Annotated in this window: 23 protein-coding genes; 22 read left to right on the top strand and 1 reads right to left on the bottom strand. The window is 35.2% G+C overall.

Annotated elements, in window-relative coordinates:
* Positions 1–849: an SDR family NAD(P)-dependent oxidoreductase gene (locus ACO052_RS12545; protein WP_422104115.1), complete on the bottom strand. Its 849-nt coding sequence runs from the start codon at positions 847–849 to the stop codon at positions 1–3.
* 74 nt (positions 850–923) lie between these two features.
* On the opposite strand from ACO052_RS12545, the gene ACO052_RS12540 reads away from it, so the two are divergent.
* The 22 genes from ACO052_RS12540 to ACO052_RS12435 all read left to right on the top strand — a co-directional run bounded on the left by ACO052_RS12540 (position 924) and on the right by ACO052_RS12435 (position 16,254).
* Positions 924–1,265 (top strand): MerR family transcriptional regulator, encoded by a 342-nt coding sequence (locus tag ACO052_RS12540; protein ID WP_422104114.1) that lies wholly within the window; start codon positions 924–926, stop codon positions 1,263–1,265.
* A gap of 166 nt (positions 1,266–1,431) precedes the next feature.
* Positions 1,432–2,196, top strand: coding sequence for a hypothetical protein (locus ACO052_RS12535; protein ID WP_422104113.1), 765 nt, complete (start codon positions 1,432–1,434; stop codon positions 2,194–2,196).
* 35 nt (positions 2,197–2,231) lie between these two features.
* A complete protein-coding gene (locus tag ACO052_RS12530) occupies positions 2,232–2,918 on the top strand; it encodes a hypothetical protein (RefSeq protein WP_422104112.1) in 687 nt (228 codons plus the stop codon).
* Between the two features lie 127 nt (positions 2,919–3,045).
* Positions 3,046–3,675, top strand: a complete 630-nt coding sequence (locus ACO052_RS12525) for a hypothetical protein (protein ID WP_422104111.1) — start codon at positions 3,046–3,048, stop codon at positions 3,673–3,675.
* A gap of 88 nt (positions 3,676–3,763) precedes the next feature.
* Complete coding sequence (locus ACO052_RS12520; RefSeq protein WP_422104110.1) at positions 3,764–4,471, top strand: ATP-binding protein; 708 nt, start codon at positions 3,764–3,766, stop codon at positions 4,469–4,471.
* A 57-nt stretch (positions 4,472–4,528) separates the two neighbouring features.
* Entirely contained in the window at positions 4,529–4,966 is a 438-nt protein-coding gene (locus ACO052_RS12515; protein ID WP_422104109.1) for a hypothetical protein, read from the top strand.
* The gene (locus tag ACO052_RS12510; RefSeq protein ID WP_422104108.1) at positions 4,966–5,562 is read left to right on the top strand and encodes a DUF6434 domain-containing protein; all 597 of its coding nucleotides are present in this window, start codon (positions 4,966–4,968) and stop codon (positions 5,560–5,562) included. The genes ACO052_RS12515 and ACO052_RS12510 overlap by 1 nt, the downstream gene beginning before the upstream one ends.
* A 223-nt stretch (positions 5,563–5,785) precedes the next feature.
* On the top strand, positions 5,786–6,379 hold the full coding sequence (locus tag ACO052_RS12505) for a DUF1349 domain-containing protein (protein ID WP_422104107.1): 594 nt from the start codon (positions 5,786–5,788) through the stop codon (positions 6,377–6,379).
* A 167-nt stretch (positions 6,380–6,546) separates the two neighbouring features.
* Positions 6,547–7,080 carry a GNAT family N-acetyltransferase gene (locus ACO052_RS12500; protein ID WP_422104106.1) on the top strand — a complete coding sequence of 178 codons (534 nt, stop codon included), beginning with the start codon at positions 6,547–6,549 and terminating at the stop codon, positions 7,078–7,080.
* A 65-nt stretch (positions 7,081–7,145) separates the two neighbouring features.
* Positions 7,146–7,718: a hypothetical protein gene (locus ACO052_RS12495; protein WP_422104105.1), complete on the top strand. Its 573-nt coding sequence runs from the start codon at positions 7,146–7,148 to the stop codon at positions 7,716–7,718.
* A gap of 28 nt (positions 7,719–7,746) precedes the next feature.
* A complete protein-coding gene (locus tag ACO052_RS12490; RefSeq protein WP_422104104.1) occupies positions 7,747–8,562 on the top strand; it encodes a DUF6597 domain-containing transcriptional factor in 816 nt (271 codons plus the stop codon).
* A 74-nt stretch (positions 8,563–8,636) separates the two neighbouring features.
* The gene (locus ACO052_RS12485; RefSeq protein WP_422104103.1) at positions 8,637–9,092 is read left to right on the top strand and encodes a DUF6265 family protein; all 456 of its coding nucleotides are present in this window, start codon (positions 8,637–8,639) and stop codon (positions 9,090–9,092) included.
* A 188-nt stretch (positions 9,093–9,280) separates the two neighbouring features.
* The gene (locus tag ACO052_RS12480) at positions 9,281–9,562 is read left to right on the top strand and encodes a hypothetical protein (protein ID WP_422104102.1); all 282 of its coding nucleotides are present in this window, start codon (positions 9,281–9,283) and stop codon (positions 9,560–9,562) included.
* Positions 9,559–9,708 (top strand): hypothetical protein, encoded by a 150-nt coding sequence (locus tag ACO052_RS12475; RefSeq protein ID WP_422104101.1) that lies wholly within the window; start codon positions 9,559–9,561, stop codon positions 9,706–9,708. The genes ACO052_RS12480 and ACO052_RS12475 overlap by 4 nt, the downstream gene beginning before the upstream one ends.
* Positions 9,709–9,792: 84 nt before the next feature.
* Positions 9,793–10,215 (top strand): SRPBCC domain-containing protein, encoded by a 423-nt coding sequence (locus ACO052_RS12470; RefSeq protein ID WP_422104100.1) that lies wholly within the window; start codon positions 9,793–9,795, stop codon positions 10,213–10,215.
* Positions 10,216–10,365: 150 nt separating this feature from the next.
* Complete coding sequence (locus ACO052_RS12465; RefSeq protein WP_422104099.1) at positions 10,366–11,748, top strand: hypothetical protein; 1,383 nt, start codon at positions 10,366–10,368, stop codon at positions 11,746–11,748.
* Positions 11,749–11,940: 192 nt separating this feature from the next.
* Entirely contained in the window at positions 11,941–12,603 is a 663-nt protein-coding gene (locus ACO052_RS12460) for a hypothetical protein (RefSeq protein ID WP_422104098.1), read from the top strand.
* 256 nt (positions 12,604–12,859) lie between these two features.
* A complete protein-coding gene (locus ACO052_RS12455) occupies positions 12,860–13,240 on the top strand; it encodes a DUF1428 domain-containing protein (RefSeq protein WP_422104097.1) in 381 nt (126 codons plus the stop codon).
* A 117-nt stretch (positions 13,241–13,357) separates the two neighbouring features.
* Positions 13,358–14,116, top strand: a complete 759-nt coding sequence (locus tag ACO052_RS12450) for a DUF4272 domain-containing protein (protein ID WP_422104096.1) — start codon at positions 13,358–13,360, stop codon at positions 14,114–14,116.
* A gap of 72 nt (positions 14,117–14,188) precedes the next feature.
* On the top strand, positions 14,189–14,821 hold the full coding sequence (locus ACO052_RS12445) for an intradiol ring-cleavage dioxygenase (RefSeq protein WP_422104095.1): 633 nt from the start codon (positions 14,189–14,191) through the stop codon (positions 14,819–14,821).
* A 155-nt stretch (positions 14,822–14,976) separates the two neighbouring features.
* Positions 14,977–15,312: a hypothetical protein gene (locus ACO052_RS12440; RefSeq protein ID WP_422104094.1), complete on the top strand. Its 336-nt coding sequence runs from the start codon at positions 14,977–14,979 to the stop codon at positions 15,310–15,312.
* 81 nt (positions 15,313–15,393) lie between these two features.
* Positions 15,394–16,254 (top strand): HAEPLYID family protein, encoded by an 861-nt coding sequence (locus ACO052_RS12435; RefSeq protein ID WP_422104093.1) that lies wholly within the window; start codon positions 15,394–15,396, stop codon positions 16,252–16,254.
* Positions 16,255–16,306: the final 52 nt, after the last annotated feature.

Here is a 16,306-nt window from a genome sequence, read left to right as displayed (position 1 = left end):
TTAAATTAGAGGTTTTAGTAATTGCTCACTGATTTGAATGACTTGATTTTGATAATCCGTTCCAGATAGCAATTTTGAGGGTTTAACCGTTTTGCCTTTTTCGTTTATCAAAACTCCATCGGTTTTGATAGTACCATCTACTATACTTAAAGGTATTTTTGCAGCTTTATCAGCAGAAACCATAAAAAAGGCTCCAAACACTTTCGTGATAAAAAAACGAAGATATTTTGGCCATCCATCATGAATTCCAGTATCTACTAATCCTGGTCTTAAACAGTACACTTTTAATCCATCACTTTTATATTTATTATGTATGTCAAGAATCATTGCATCATTAGCCTGTTGAAATTGTTTTACAACTTTAATCGGACTAAATTTTGTATTTTGAAAGTTGATATCCTCGAAATTTATCCTACCGTTTTGACCTGCCCCAGCCATATTTAAAATCATTTTTTCATTTGATTCTATTACTAATGGCAATAGGGCTTTTAGAATTAGATATCGTGTTAAATAACTAACAGCAAAAGTTTTTTCTATACCTTCCTGGGTCAATTCTATCTTGCCAGGAATAAGACCAGCAGATTGATAAAGGAGATCTATGCATGCAACATCCCTTTTAATTCTGGCCAAAACTGAAGATGTACTTTTCACCAAGCACAAATCAGCTTGATAGAAGTGCAAAGAAGCCATTTTATCAATTGTTAAGGCTTTTCGTTTTAGGAGTTCAAACTTTTTCTCATTTCTTGCTATAATAAACAGTTCATAGTTCAGTTTGACCAGTCCTAATGCGACTTCCTTTCCTATGCCACTGGTTACACCCGTCAAAACTGCAATTTTTTGTTTTCGCATCACTTTTATTTTTAGTACATTTCACAAATATAAACCATGGACTATAGTCCATGGTCAAGCTAAATTTAAAAAAAATGAAAATTGGTGAGTTATCTAAACTAACAGGAGTTTCAAGAGACACCATACGTTTCTATGAGAGTCGAGGGATGTTAACCAATATAACTAGGCCTTATGAGTGGAATAATTATAAGGATTATGGGGATAAGAATGTAAAAAGGATACAATTAGTGAAGTATCTTCAACGTTTTTCATTTACCTTAAAAGAGATAAAAGAATTACTTGACCTAAAAGATGCTAACCCAGACCAATGTATTGATAAAACCAAGATTTTAAAGGGCAAGCTAAAAACCATTGAGAGGGAGATTGATGAACTAAAGCGTACAAGAGAACATATTTTGAAAATCATAAATGATTAAAAAACGATAACCAATAAAGGGGATAGTTCATTGCGCCTTGGCGTAATGATATAAGGGGCTTAAGCCCCGAACTGACAAAGTAAATCGCGCTTATGAGATTCATGAGCACTTAAAAAATGGAAGTCAGGCGAACTAAGTCATAGTCAAAACCGTCGTGCATATTAAAATGAAATTATCCAAATTATTCCTTGTTCTTGTTTCAATAAGCAGCTTAAACTGTAAATCACAAAAACAGGTGTCTCGAATTGAAATCGTTCATCCAACCATCGAACAAGAAACAACATCCATCTGGAGAACCATCAATGATATTAGTTTTTTAGAAAAGCAAGGCTATCGGATTAACCTACCAAAGGACACGTTGATCGATGCATTGATTGCGAAATCTAAAAATGGGACCTTTGGCAGTGATGATTTTACGACAATTTACACCTTGATCGAAACCCAATTTTTCGACCCTAACAACTATGCGCAAGCGATTCAAAAAGTTGAAAGTCAGGTTGAACTTATGAATACACTCGTTAATGAAATAGATACCCAAAAAAATCAATGGGATTGGAAATTCAACATGTTTGACACCTACAAAGTCGTTTTTACATTATATGGCACAGGAGGCAGTTACGATCCTGATGAAGGAATTATTACGTTGCTCACCAATCAAAACGGAAAATTTATGAATTATAAACAGCCTGCAAATACGATAATTCACGAAATCGCCCATATGGGAATGGAATATTCTATTGTTCAAAAATATAAGCTTTCCCATGGCCTAAAAGAGCGGTTGGTAGACACATTTGTATATCTTATGTTTAAAGAAGAACTGCCTGAATATAGAATTCAAAGCATGGGAGACACAAAAATTGATACCTATGTAAAAAAGCAAGAGGATATCGCTGCTCTAAATGCAATCATCTCAGAATTTGTAAATCAATAAACTAGTCGCAACAATTTTGTAATCGCTAATAAAAGATGAATAACAAACAACATTTACATATTCTCTTTCTATTGATAGGGTTATTATATGGTCTTCATAGTTGTAAAGATAAAAAGCCACATTCAAAAGTATCTCTAACTTCTCATGACTCTATTTTATCACCTCAACTACTGAATAGCGAAAGAATTAAAATGACATTTGGAAGCTATGGTATCCAAGTCCTCAATAACAGCGCTCAACTAAGAGTTTCTGATTTATACAGCTTGCACGATGATAAGAAAATAACGAGAACTTTCGCCGTTGTTCGTTACCCAGAGCAGATTGACAGTAGTTACCTTAAAGAACATACAAAAATTTTGGAGGGACAGTCTATAGGACGTGTATTTAAACAAGGCCAATGGAACATTGAAAAGAAAAGTTTGTTTTTTGGTGAGATTTTAGCGTCGTCCGATTATGGAGATATCTATAAGCTTATGGGAGATATTGTGCCTTCCAAATTGGCAATTTACACCTATGGATTTCATATAACAAAAGGTCATGAGAACCATCAGTATGCGATTATTTCAGAAGTCTATCATCCAGATTATCTTAGGCTTAATGATCTAAAGACGATGTATCAAGATGCCGATAAGTATTTAGATGAAAGCGTTGTTAGCAATGTATTAAAGCAGGTAAGACGAGAAATGACATCTAATTATTACCCGTTAAGAACTAGCGACTAATTGCCTAAGCAAAGGTATTTTCATAAATTTAAAGTCGATGCAAACCCTCTGCTCCGCTGCAAGAAGCTTTGGATTGTAGGCCAATAAGTTGGTACGTAACCATTACCCACAATTTCATTAGACGTTTATGATAGAAAATAAAGACATAGAACATCTCATCAAAATTGAACTAGAAAAAGCGATTGCTGCATACAAAAACTCAGAACGGTTCACAGAAACCGAAAGTGTATTTAACGAACTTATGAATTATAATTTCGACCGGTACAAAAGAAAACTTAAGAAAGAAATAAAGAGAAAAATAAAAAGAAGCTGGACAAATCCTAAAAAAGGAATCAACCCAGAACTAAAGTTAGATGCATTCTTATTTGAGCACTACTTTCCTGAAGTCAAGGACCATGAAGCGGATATCTATGGTATCATAGACTGGGAAGAAAAAAAGGTGGATCAATTAGTCATTGATATGGGCTATGCCTACGACTTTGCTGACGGCTTGGAACAAGACCCCGGAATAACAATGCAGTTTTACAATCCATTCGTCAAAAATAAACTCGGAAAATCGTATTATAAGGATGGTATACTAATAACTGAGGATACAGAATTAGCTAAGTGTTTCCAATTAAAGGGAATGATTTCAATCCATCAAGCTTTTTATGAATTACATAATGAAAACGCATTCGATAAGGTCCACAAAAATGATGAGTTTTATATTCTGTTTGGAGAACACGATGACGATTGTTACTTGTTATTATCCATCTGAAAACTTTGAGTTATAGTATGAATAATTAATTATGCCCTTTACATACAACAAATCATATACAAACCCCTTATGAACAATTACCTAGCAAATGCTTAAAACCTTTTTCAACTGGAGTACAGGAAAAGACTCGGCGATGGCGCTATACTACTTGCAGAAAAATAATGAGTTATCTGTCGAGCATTTATTAACGACCATAAACAAACATCATAATCGGGTTTCTATGCACGGATTAAGGAGGGAGTTATTTCTAAAACAGGTCGATTCAATCGGTTTACCCTATAGTACTGTTGAACTGCCAGAACAACCTTCGATGGAAGTTTACAACAGGCTCATGGATAAAGAAGTCAGTACGCTTAAAACACAAGGATTTACGGATTGCGGATTCGGAGATATTTTTCTGGAAGACTTAAGAATCTATCGCGAAAAGCAACTCAAAGGTATTAAATGCCACTTTCCTTTATGGCAAAGAAATACCAAGGATCTGTATTTAGAATTCGTAAACCTCGGTTTCAAAGCGATTGTCATTTGTATCAATGGAGAATTACTCGATTCCTCCTTTGTTGGGAGAGTGCTTGACCATAAATTTCTTCAGGATTTACCCGATAATGTGGATCCCTGTGGAGAACATGGTGAATTCCACACGTTTTGCTATGATGGTCCGATATTCTCATACCCAATAGAATTTGAAATCGGAGACAAAGTGTTAAGACAATACAATAGGCCCAATGGAGACACGAAGGATAAAATAAGCTATTGGTTTATAGATTTAGAACATAAAACGGTTCATAACAAATAATTATAACTCACCTGTGGCATAAAGATACTATAGACAAGACCCTCAATATTAACTGAAATGACTATTTACGAAAAGATTTTTCTGAGTGTATATTCGTCCTTTGCAAAAACAAATAGACTAAATCCTATTTCGTCTACAGTGGCAGCACTTTCTACCTTACACGTACTCAATCTAGTGTCATTTGGATTAATCACGGGGTACATTGTTGACTTAAATAGTAAAGAACAGTTCATTATAGTATACTTAGGATTATTCTGCGCTTTAATGTGGATACATTATCATCTATATGCTAATAATAAATCTATTTCCCAAAGAGTAAGTGCATTAGCCCCTAAAACAAGATTTTGGTGCGGTCTTACATTTTTGGTTTATGCCTTGGGCTCTCTTTTTACACTTTTTTGGATCTTGGACGCTCTATGGACGCCATTTATTATTCTGAGTATGATTTTTATTGGACTAGCCTTAAACGCCTACTTAATTAAGAAAGAAAACTGATGTCGAGACCGCGATTTGAAGATATAAAAACCGGAAACGAATTTAATCAATGGTATTGGTTGAAAGACGAAATGATTACTATCTGCAAACTTTTAGAGTTGCCAATAAAAGGTAGAAAATTTGATCTAAGAGATAGAATTATGTACGCTCTTGATAATGATGGAAAACTAAAACCTGAACCAAAAAAACGAAGCATACAATCAAAATTCAATTGGGCTAAGTCTCAATTATCACTCGAAACACTCATTACCGACAATGTATCGTTTGGTCCAAATTTTAGACGTTTTATGAAAAATCAGATTGGAAATAAATTTTCCTGTCATAGCGATTTTATGGATTGGGTGAAGTCAAACGCAGGAAAATCACTATCGGATGCCGTGGATAAATGGAACGAACTCGAAAGAAGAAAAGAGGATCCCAATTTTAAAAGAACAATTGCGGATAACAATATGCTTGCTCAGTATACCAGAGATTTTTTGGAAGATAATAAAAACAAAACTTTAAAAGATGCCAAAAAGTATTGGAATTTGAAAAAGCAATTACCGACCAAAAATGGATTTGTCCGATATGAAAGTTCAGATTTGAAACTTGAATAAGAAAATGACCCTATACGACAATAGCAATAAGTAAAGGCGCACCCGCTTGTCGCTTGGGCAGGGCAGACAGGTTCTCACCTACCCTTCGACAACCTCAACTGACGAGATGATTCCTATTCAGAAATTCAACCTTATTCACTATCTTTCGGTCACGGCAAAACATGGCTCGTGTTTGTTTACGTAGCTCATCATACACAAAACGCTTAGTGGTAATTTAAAAAAAATGAAGAGATTAGAATGGTACAATGAGCCTGACAAATGGGAGATCATAAATGGTTCTTCCTTGTCCATGTTCGTGACACCTAAAACGGACTTTTGGAGAAAAACACATTATGGATTTACTGTTGATGATGGCCCTTTTTGTTATTTGAAAGTAGGTGGTGAATTCGAAGCGAATGTCAAAATTACAGGAGATTACACGAGTCGATTTGACCAAATGGGATTGATGATTCGAAAAGATGAAAAGAGTTGGATTAAGACGGGAGTTGAATTCGTAAATAACAGAATCCATTTAAGCGCAGTTGTGACGCTTAAAATGAGTGATTGGAGTGTTGTAGAATTGAATGAGAACCCAAAATCCGTTTGGATGAAAGTGGTGAGAATCGCAGATTCAATTAAAATTTCGTATTCGTTGAACAATGAGGAGTTTACGATGCTACGTTTGGCGTACTTTCCAGAAAATACACCTGTTAAGGTAGGGCTAATGGCGGCGTCTCCTGATGGAGATGGATTTCAAGCACTATTCGAGAACTTTGAGATTATTCATCTTCCAGATTCAGAACGTAAAAAATGGCTGAAAGATAATGTTGAAAGTTGATGACGCTTACGATTACTATGAACACCAAAATAACTATGGAAAATAAACAAAGAAAAAAAAGCAGTCGTAATTTCTACCTAGGTATTATCGCCGGATTTATTATATATGCTATTATTAAGGAACTCATTTGGCCTATGCTATCCGGTTCATAACAAAATGAAAACCACTTGACCAAATCTATACATATCACAATAAGAAAATGGCAATTATCTGATATTGAAAACCTTGTCCAGTTTGCTAATAACAGAAAAATTTCGGACCATTTAGCAGATGCTTTCCCTTTTCCTTACACCAAAGAATTTGGATTAAAGTTTATCGAACGCGTTTCGAATGAGACCCCTACAAAGTTTTTTGCCATAACGACCAATAATAAGGCCATTGGTTCAATCGGCATATTTCCCGATCAGGATATGTATAGAAAAAATGCTGCTATCGCTTATTGGATAGCAGAACCTTATTGGGGAAAAGGAGTGGCGACAGCAGCCATTGCACAAATAGTAGCTTATGGATTTGACCATCTAGAATTAACTCGGATTTATGCCAAACCGTTCGGAACCAACATAGGTTCGCAACGTGCACTTGAAAAAGTAGGGTTTCAATTGGAAGCAACAATTTCCAAGGCCGTATTTAAAAACGGTAACTATTTGGATGAAAAAATATACGGTATAAGAAAATCTACCAATAACAAAGACGAAGTATAATTAATTACTCCAAACGTGACGACATCATAACCCAAAGTCTTGCAATAGGTTAAAACCAAACAAAAATGAACAAAACTATAGTGCTCTTATTTCTTTTGACCATCGGATTTATGTCCTGTAAAAATTCTGAAAAGGAAATTGACAAATTGGGAATTGCCAAAATATATTATGAGGTTCTTGACCAATCAAATGTGTCTGGAATCGAAATTTTGTTGGCCGATAGTCTTTTAACAAAGGAAACCGAATATAACTATGAACAGACATTTTCCAAGAAACAATATGTTGAATGGTTAAAATGGGATTCGGTATTTGATCCAGCTTATAAAATTCTAAAAATCGAGCAAGACGACGACATTGTAAAAGCTGAAATTTCAAAAATGGATAGAAGAATCACTTTCCTCCACAAAGAGCCAATTGTTACTACCCAAATTATCCGTTTTGACAATGATAAAATAACCAGTATAGAAACAACAAAATATGTGGTTTTCAATGATTCAGCTTTTGTCAAAAAAAGAGATGAACTTGTAAATTGGATTGCCAAAAATCATCCTGAATTGAATGGGTTTATTCACGACCAAACAAAAACTGGTGGAATGAACTACTTGAAAGCGATTGAACTATATGAAAACAAAAAATAATGCGCACCAATAAGGTATAACCACAACTATGGAGAACATATATTTTCAAAAAGAAGCAACTCCAAAATTATCTGAAATCATAAAAGGCTTTTGGCAAATTGATAAAAAAGAAGATGTATCTATTGTTAGAGAAAAAATAATACCAGATGGTTATCCAGAACTCATTTTCCACTACGGCGACCCTTATAAAACGAATATTGATGGCGTTTGGCAAGTCCAAGAACCAAATCTTATGGCAGGTCAAATAAAAAATCACTTTTTTCTAGAGAATTCTGGGAAAAGTAAAATTTTTGGAATTAAACTCCAACCTTGGGGCTTAAATGAGTTATTTGATATTGACATGTCTAAGTTGACCGATAAAGTGGTTGAAATTCCCATTGAGATACTAAGGACACTCGCACCAATCAAAAAGATAGGTACATCTACATTGACCTTTACTGAAAAAGTCTCAAACATCGAAGATTGGTTTGTCGAATTTCTTTCTAGCTTAAATTTAAAGCACTTCAAAGGACAGGACGCGGTCCAACTCATCATTAAAGATCAAGGGAAGACCAATTTAAAAGAGATTCGGAATGACATTGACATAAGCGAACGGTCTTTAGAGCGCTATTTTAAAACAAAAATCGGATTAGCCCCAAAATATTTCAGTAGAATTATTCGTTTTTCCCATATTTTTAAATTGGCCCAGTCGGATAATAAAATGGATTGGTTAGACATCGTCTTTCTTTCTGGATTTTATGACCAATCACATTTCATTAAAAACTTCAAGGAATTTACAGGTGAAGATCCATCAAAGTATGGTTTTGACGAAAAAAATCTGGCCAATTTTTTCTTGAACAGATAAGCTGTCGGGTTCTTACAATACGTCCCTAAGATTTGAATCTACATTTACATCACTAATTTTTTAAAACAAACGTGATGAAAACACTCCGATTAGTTATCGTTTTATTGCTATTAACAACTTATAGCGCTTATAGTCAAAATGCCAATTTACAACAGCTTGAATTTCTAATAGGCATCTGGAAAATAGAAGGTAAAGAAAGCTATGAGTCTTGGGAGAAAAAGAAAGATAAGCTTATAGGACAATCTTATAAAATTAAAAATGGCCAAAGCATCGTAACGGAACACCTTGAGTTGAAAGTAGAAAAAAATCAAATAATTTACACCCCAATAGTTTTAAATCAGAATGATGGTAAAGGGATTCCATTTAAGTTGAAGTTGCTTCAACAGAAGGTATTTTCTTTTGAAAACCCTCATCATGATTTTCCAAAAAAAATTCAATATAAAATATTAAACGCCAATGAATTACAGGTTTCAGTTTTAGGAGATGATGATAAAGGTTTTTCATATAAATTAATTAAACAGTCCCAATGAATAGCATATAAAAAAGGAATCAATTCCTTGCTGAACTATCGCAAAACCTAAAATTAGTTTAATTTTAAACAGCCGGAGTATAGGATTGAAAATTACTGGTGTCAGTTCGATTGGCCTTTAAACTCAAGTCCCTTCTAATTTTCGGTATAAAACAAGAGCTAAAACCGCGAGGTAAAACTTTAATAGTCATGGAGGAATTACAAATCACAACCGATCCAAAAGTAGAAGTTGTTTTCAGTAATTATCCTGATACTGTTCGCCACAAAATGTTGGCACTTCGAAATTTAGTCATAGAGACGGCAAAAGAAACCGATGGCGTCAAAACATTGGAAGAGACCTTAAAATGGGGAGAACCAAGTTTTATAACCAAAATCGGAAGTACCATCAGAATGGATTGGAAACAAAAGTCTCCTGAGCAATATGCCATGTACTTTCAATGTACAAGTAGACTGATGAAACGTTTAAGATGATATTCCATAACACATTTGATTTTGAAGGAAAAAGAGCTATTGTATTTCCTTTAGACCATGAAATCCCCAGAGAAGAACTTAAATATTGTATCAGGGCTGCATTGACCTATCACAAAGTAAAGCACTTACCAACTTTAGGAATATGAAACTAAAATGGTATACAATCCACCATGCTAGACCCAACGACATCATCATTGAAACTTGTGATGAATTAAAACCTTAATAATTAAATGAAGGTAATTACTTGGAAATTACATCTAAAGTCCGATCCCAATGCCATCTTTGATTTACTTTCCACTTCAGAGGGAAGAAAAAAATTCTGGGCCGAAACTGCGACTGAAGACAAGGGCATCATTCACTTCGTATTTCCCAATGGACAAGCCTACGATAGTAAAATTATAAAAGCAATTCCGCCTAGAGCATTCCATCTGGACTATTTTAACAGTTTGGTGAAATTTCATTTAGAACCTTCAGAAAATAGAGGAACTGATCTTATCTTAATTAATGAAAATGTAACCGAAAGCGACTTTCCTGAGGTCAATGCGGGATGGATATCTGTTCTAATGAATCTAAAGGCGGTTGCTGACTTCCAATGCGATTTGAGAAATCACAATCCAAAAAAGACCTGGGATCAAGGTTATGTAGACAATTGATATAAAACTTACTACAACCTGTAATACTTCTTCTCTACTCCAATTTTAATTGCTAAATTTAGTGTTCTGATTTACAGCCGAATCCGACTCAAGTTTGATTCCACACACATTTTTAATGACCTTCCTCGGGATTAAATAAAACAATACGATATGGAAAAAACATCGAACCTATCAATACCTTGGAAGCCCTACAAAAAAATGGCATTCCGTTTTGTTTTCATTTTTTTCATGCTGTTTATCATTTTTGTGGATTGGTCTGTCAATCCTATATTGTCCAAACTCTATTATTATGGGCCGCTTTCTACCGTTTTGGATAACGTTATTTCATGGATAGGGAAAGACCTGTTTCGCATTCCATATATTATTATATCCCCCTATGATGGCGAACATAATGACAGAACTTATGTTTATTTACTTTATTTCGCAATTGTCGTTGTAGCTGTTTTAGGGGCTATGGTTTGGGGTTTGTTCGACAGAAAGCGTCAAAATTATGATATAGCCTATTATTGGCTTACAACGATTATACGTTACTATTTGGCGTTCACCATGTTTCTCTTTGCACTTTATAAATTTTTTAAGCTGCAATTTCCAGATCTTGGATATTATACTTTGACCGAGCAAGTGGGAGATATGTCGCCTATGCATTTGGCCTGGGCCTTTTTTGGCTATTCTTATGAGTACAACGTATTTATGGGCATAGCAGAAAGTGCATCACTACTGCTGTTGTTTCGCAAAACAACTACACTTGGAGCAATTATCACTATGGGCGCTCTAGCCAATGTGATAGCCGTGAACTATAGCTATGATGTTCACGCTAAAATGTATCCCACAGCTTTATTTATTATGGCGTTTTTTCTATTTCTTAAAGACGCCAAACGTATAACACGATTTTTCTTTTCGGGCCAAGCCATTTCTCTCCAAGCAATCAAAGCCCCCGTATTTAAAAAGCGTTGGATGCGTATCTCAAAATTGGTACTGAAAATTTTAATCATCGGCTATTACCTCATTGCTGCTGTCAAAAGCAATATTGATTATAAGAAGCTCACAGAAGAAAGTTTACAATCTAAGTCTGAATATTCGGGAATTTATGATATTGAGTCCTTCGTTGTGAATAAAGATACATTGTCCTTAGAGAATCCTTTGCGTTGGCACCAGCTAATCATTGGAGATAACATACTTGAAGCGGTGCGCTTCAAGGAAGATAGTGTCGCATTCATAAATATTCCGGTCGATAAAAAAGAACTTATCGTATATGGCAATCTAGCCGATTTAGCCGAAAAAACACAAGAGGTTTATAATGAAAAAGGCCTATCGGATGACACATGGATAAAAATGGATTCCATACTAATTGCCCAACAAAAAATAAGTAGATTTCATATAGAAACCTCCGATGCAATGACCCTCAAATTAAAGGGAAGGGTAAAAAACGATTCTGTTTACATTAGCGCCAAAAGAAAATCTTTGGATTTAAATGACTTCAGATTAATGAAAAGACGTTTTCATTGGATAAACGAAGCCAGTTATTTTTATTAATCCTTATAGTCCCAATAAAGCGCTAATTAAAAATTGAAGCACTTCTCGCCTAGCCCTCTATCCGATTAACAAGACAGCCTTAATAAAAAGGCTATTTAATTTAGCAATACTTCGCAATAAAAAGCCTTTAGTTTTAGATGTAGCTTGGCACTAAATTTGATTCCATTTCAACAAACAAAATTTTTAGGATACATGGATATAAAATTAACTTTAGTTGCTCTATTGCTAATAACATTGAGTCAAACATCTTATACACAAGAAAAGGATATAAAAGGCGCTTTAACGGATACGATTTCGATTAAACTGGATAATGTCGCATTCGATGAAGACGCCTACATGAGCATATTAGACTCTGAAAATAATACAATTGCCTACTATGACCGGTTTGAAAATAAAAGTGGTCCCATCAAAGCAGTGAGACTATACAACCTAAAAAAAGAACTAATCTATATTCTAGTGCCTATAATTACCGAAAACGGATATACGGTTCATTTAAGGAATAAAGACAAGTCTAGAGGACTCATTAATCTTACTGGAAAAATAAAAGGTCTAAAAGTGTCTTATCGTTCTGAAGTAGATTATTTCCAACAGCCTTATGATTTTGATTATAGAGTTCGTATGGGTATAGGAAAAGTTAGTGCAGCACAAACTGTAAACTACAATAATCAAGAAGTTATTTCCTATAAAGAAAACGTTTCTGCATTCTCAGGAGTTAAAATCTCACCTTTTGTGGTAAGTAAATCCTTTTATTTAGAACATAAATTAGATGCTATTAATTGGGTGTTAGTTATACAATTGATGAACGAATTAGCATTAGAAGTCTCAAATAATAGAAGGGACAATATAGGGGATTGATATAGCATAGCATTAATCAATACAATTAGAAAAGGCATCAGGCCTAAATCTATAGATGATGAAAAGCGCTCACCAAATTTATGGTGCAATAAGCCGCTCAACCAAAGAATAAACCTCCCTTGCGCCTATATTCATACCCTATAGTGATATATATGGCTGGCTGCTAAATGTAACCAAATCACTTTTTATCTGTACTTTTAATGCAGTACAGTAAATGGTATAGTTTTAAACCATAAAATCCAAAAAAGATAAACCTATGACAAACTATATAGATGGTTTCGTTTTCCCCATTCGGCGCATATATTTAGACGACTATAAAAAGGTGGCAGAACAAGTAGCCGAAATTTGGAAAGCCTATGGAGCAACAGCTTACTTCGAATGGGTTGGTGATGATTTATTTTTAGAAGGTACAAGGTCATTCGTTGAAGCTCTAAATGTAAAAGATGATGAGGCTATTATCTTTGGCTGGGTGGTTTTTCCCTCAAAAGCGATTCGTGAGTCAGCCAACAAAAAAGTGCCTTTAGATCCTAGGATGACAGCATTAGTCGGGCCGTTAGTTAATCCTGAACGATTAATTTTTGACGCCAGTAGAATGGTTTATGGAGGGTTTCAACCCCTTATACAATCAAATGAATAAAAGAGAAGGTAAAACAAGACGATTGCATAGCAGGTCTAGTTTTATTTGCTAACTTCGTGCTTATACAACAAGACATAACCAACCTATTAACCACAATTATCACAGGCAATTATAACTATGAGTTTTTTCAAAAAATTATTTGGTTCAAAAAACAACAAAACTTCTACACCTAACAATAATGAGAGTATTTTAGATATCTATAAAAAAGTCCCATGGATGACGGACATGAGGCTGAAAAACCTAACAATCTGTCTTAAGGGTGGATTTAGGCCCGCAAGTTCATTACCTACAGAACTTGGTAGAGAGCTTCGACCTGCCCTAGAAATTGCCAAACGCTTACATGCCATTAAAGCCTTGGTGTTTTTAGTAAATATTCCCCCAGAAAACGAGAAAGGTCAGAAAATCTTGGATCATATTAGCGAAAATAAGCTCGAAGACTTTATGACAGAAGATGAAAAAAGTATCCTGGACGCTTCAAGGGATAATGAGCAGTTGCGGAATTCAATAGGCTGGAAATTTGAAAATGCCTGGCCACTGGCTTGGTATTTTGGTTACAAGGCACCAGAAATTACAGGAGAAATGATGCCAGGAGAACAGATGGTTGACATTATGACAAATTATACCTGTACACCAGAACAAAACGTCGAAGAATGGGTTAAGACGCAAGACACCATCTCTGATGAAAGCCTCATTGAAAAAGAGGATTTATTCTATTGTGTGCATAATGCCGTTAGAAGTGCGCAGATGGGTCGAGATACTGTCCCTAGTGGTTTTGATCCCATGGGTAATGGCGGCGTGATACACGAACGTAGACATGCTTTAACTTGGATGCTATCTAAAGGTATCAGTTGGGAAGACACCGATTTAAGTACGTAAATAACTGAATCTAAAATTTTGGATCGGGCATAAATCATAGTCAAGACCGTCGGGAACATTTAAATACAATAAATGAAACAGTATTTGTTCTTACTATTTATTAGCTTAATTGCAGTATCCTGTAAGGGTCAATCCAACAGTGAAACGGAAAGACATGTTGGTGGTCCTTGTGAAGATTGCGAAGCGACTTTGGATTACATAAAACTCAATATCGCGCCAAAGTCGGTTGACACCTTGCCAAAGTTTATTGAAAACGAACCGAAAATAAAACTGACAGGTACAGTCTATCACAACGATGGAAAAACACCGGCAGAACATATTTTGCTATACGTCTATCATGTTGACCGTAACGGGGTTTATCAACCAAGCAACGACCCTGTAGGCTGGGAAAGAAGACATGGACAATATCGTGGTTGGTTAAAAACAGATGCGAATGGGAACTTTGCATTTTATACGTTTAGACCAGCACCCTACCCAGAAGTCTCAGAGCCAGAACATATCCATATTTATGTGAAAGAGCCGAATACCATACCATATTACATCGATAGCTATCTTTTTGAGAGTGACCCAACACTGACGGAAGCAGAAAAGATGTCTCAAAAAAATCGTGGAGGTTCAGGAATTGTGCAACTCGAAATGAAAAACGGTATTTGGACAGCACATAGAGATATCATTTTGGGATTAAATATTCCAGACTATGAATAGAAATATTACCTATCAATGGCTATAAGTAATGACCTGTCCATCCTTCCTAAAAGACCATTGATAACTATACAATAAACTAGAAAAAAGAATGTTATTTTTGGACTGTGTTAAGTCGAATTCAAAATAGTATACTCACTAAAATTCTCTGGGGATCCATGGGACTTTATTTGCTCAACATTAGTGTTGATACACCAGACCCAAACCCAGAATACATCCCTGAAGACTTATCTATTAATGACCAAGAAAGCATTGTTGAAATTATCATTGAGCAGATTTTGGGTTTTGAAAATGCCATAAAAGAGTATGACGACCATGATACTGAGGACCACGACAAGAAAAACAATGTGAAGATTGAATTGTTGGTTCTCCAAACCAATACCAACAGTACCAGGCGAAACCAACTCCCCGAAAAGAAAGAAAAATATCCTGACTACGTAGCCCGATTAATAAATGGGTTTAAAGAAATAGATAGTCCCCCACCCCAAGTTTGATTTGTTTTTATAACCCTTTTATCTACCCTTATGACCAAATGGACATGAGGTGATTCTTAATACTTAAAAAACAAATCAAATATGAACATCAAAACAATTATGATGCTAATCGTTGTATTGGTATCATTCACATACAGTTTCGCTCAGATAACTGATTCTGAAAAAGACAGCCTTTATATTCAACAAATTGAAGACCATAAAGAACCCGGCAAAGTTTTGCATGCCGAACCACTATACATTGACTTAATCCGTGATTTGGGAGCCCGAAAAGGTGAAAAGGAATGGAACATAGGATTAGGATTGACCGATAATCTAAAATTCGACTCCTATGAAGCTCTGATAGAATACGAGTGGGCTCCTATTGATAGATTGGGTCTGGAAGTAGAATTACCTTTTACGTTCTACTCGCCTGTCAACGGAGCGGAAAATAATTCTGTCTCATCCCACCAATTAAACAGTATAAAAATTGCGGTTCAATGGTCATTTTTTGTTAATGAACCTATGGCCACTTCAATGGCACTTGGATATATAAATGAATTTGAGCTTTCAGACTTTAGAAACTTTGGAAAGCCCTTAATCAAAGGTAATGTTTACAATCCGTTCTTAGTAGTAGCCAAACGTTGGGGAAATAATTTTCACTCTTTGATATACACAGGACCAATGATTGAACAGAATTTTAGTTCTCATAAGTTTCACACCAGTTATGACATCAATACCAGTTTTCACTATATGATTTCAGGTACAAGAAACTTTATCGGAATTGAATTTAACAAGACCATCGAAAATGAGGACTTTGATATGACAATGCGACCCCAAATGAGGTTAGGCATTGTCGACAATTTGTTGATTGGGATTGTAGCAGGGATTCCCTTCAGTAGAGAAAATGAGAGATTAAGCTCTTTTGTTAGGCTGATATGGGAACCTGGACACAAAAAAAAGTAAAGCACTTACCATAACAGTGTATAACCACAATTTGATTTGCAAAACATAAGTT

This window comes from Winogradskyella sp. (assembly GCF_965228925.1).
Classification (GTDB): Bacteria; Bacteroidota; Bacteroidia; order Flavobacteriales; family Flavobacteriaceae; genus Winogradskyella.
This window is presented reverse-complemented; position numbering and strand designations above follow the sequence as displayed.

What these genes read in the sequence shown, in the direction of transcription:
- ACO052_RS12515 (WP_422104109.1), top strand. Translation starts at nt 4,529, where the DNA reads ATGACTATTTACGAAAAGATTTTTCTGAGTGTATATTCGTCCTTTGCA.
- ACO052_RS12510 (WP_422104108.1), top strand. Translation starts at nt 4,966, where the DNA reads ATGTCGAGACCGCGATTTGAAGATATAAAAACCGGAAACGAATTTAAT.
- ACO052_RS12470 (WP_422104100.1), top strand. Translation starts at nt 9,793, where the DNA reads ATGAAGGTAATTACTTGGAAATTACATCTAAAGTCCGATCCCAATGCC.
- ACO052_RS12490 (WP_422104104.1), top strand. Translation starts at nt 7,747, where the DNA reads ATGGAGAACATATATTTTCAAAAAGAAGCAACTCCAAAATTATCTGAA.
- ACO052_RS12525 (WP_422104111.1), top strand. Translation starts at nt 3,046, where the DNA reads ATGATAGAAAATAAAGACATAGAACATCTCATCAAAATTGAACTAGAA.
- ACO052_RS12530 (WP_422104112.1), top strand. Translation starts at nt 2,232, where the DNA reads ATGAATAACAAACAACATTTACATATTCTCTTTCTATTGATAGGGTTA.
- ACO052_RS12545 (WP_422104115.1), bottom strand. Translation starts at nt 849, where the DNA reads ATGCGAAAACAAAAAATTGCAGTTTTGACGGGTGTAACCAGTGGCATA.
- ACO052_RS12485 (WP_422104103.1), top strand. Translation starts at nt 8,637, where the DNA reads ATGAAAACACTCCGATTAGTTATCGTTTTATTGCTATTAACAACTTAT.
- ACO052_RS12475 (WP_422104101.1), top strand. Translation starts at nt 9,559, where the DNA reads ATGATATTCCATAACACATTTGATTTTGAAGGAAAAAGAGCTATTGTA.
- ACO052_RS12450 (WP_422104096.1), top strand. Translation starts at nt 13,358, where the DNA reads ATGAGTTTTTTCAAAAAATTATTTGGTTCAAAAAACAACAAAACTTCT.
- ACO052_RS12460 (WP_422104098.1), top strand. Translation starts at nt 11,941, where the DNA reads ATGGATATAAAATTAACTTTAGTTGCTCTATTGCTAATAACATTGAGT.
- ACO052_RS12535 (WP_422104113.1), top strand. Translation starts at nt 1,432, where the DNA reads ATGAAATTATCCAAATTATTCCTTGTTCTTGTTTCAATAAGCAGCTTA.
- ACO052_RS12455 (WP_422104097.1), top strand. Translation starts at nt 12,860, where the DNA reads ATGACAAACTATATAGATGGTTTCGTTTTCCCCATTCGGCGCATATAT.
- ACO052_RS12520 (WP_422104110.1), top strand. Translation starts at nt 3,764, where the DNA reads ATGCTTAAAACCTTTTTCAACTGGAGTACAGGAAAAGACTCGGCGATG.
- ACO052_RS12440 (WP_422104094.1), top strand. Translation starts at nt 14,977, where the DNA reads ATGGGACTTTATTTGCTCAACATTAGTGTTGATACACCAGACCCAAAC.
- ACO052_RS12505 (WP_422104107.1), top strand. Translation starts at nt 5,786, where the DNA reads ATGAAGAGATTAGAATGGTACAATGAGCCTGACAAATGGGAGATCATA.
- ACO052_RS12495 (WP_422104105.1), top strand. Translation starts at nt 7,146, where the DNA reads ATGAACAAAACTATAGTGCTCTTATTTCTTTTGACCATCGGATTTATG.
- ACO052_RS12445 (WP_422104095.1), top strand. Translation starts at nt 14,189, where the DNA reads ATGAAACAGTATTTGTTCTTACTATTTATTAGCTTAATTGCAGTATCC.
- ACO052_RS12435 (WP_422104093.1), top strand. Translation starts at nt 15,394, where the DNA reads ATGAACATCAAAACAATTATGATGCTAATCGTTGTATTGGTATCATTC.
- ACO052_RS12540 (WP_422104114.1), top strand. Translation starts at nt 924, where the DNA reads ATGAAAATTGGTGAGTTATCTAAACTAACAGGAGTTTCAAGAGACACC.
- ACO052_RS12480 (WP_422104102.1), top strand. Translation starts at nt 9,281, where the DNA reads ATGGAGGAATTACAAATCACAACCGATCCAAAAGTAGAAGTTGTTTTC.
- ACO052_RS12465 (WP_422104099.1), top strand. Translation starts at nt 10,366, where the DNA reads ATGGAAAAAACATCGAACCTATCAATACCTTGGAAGCCCTACAAAAAA.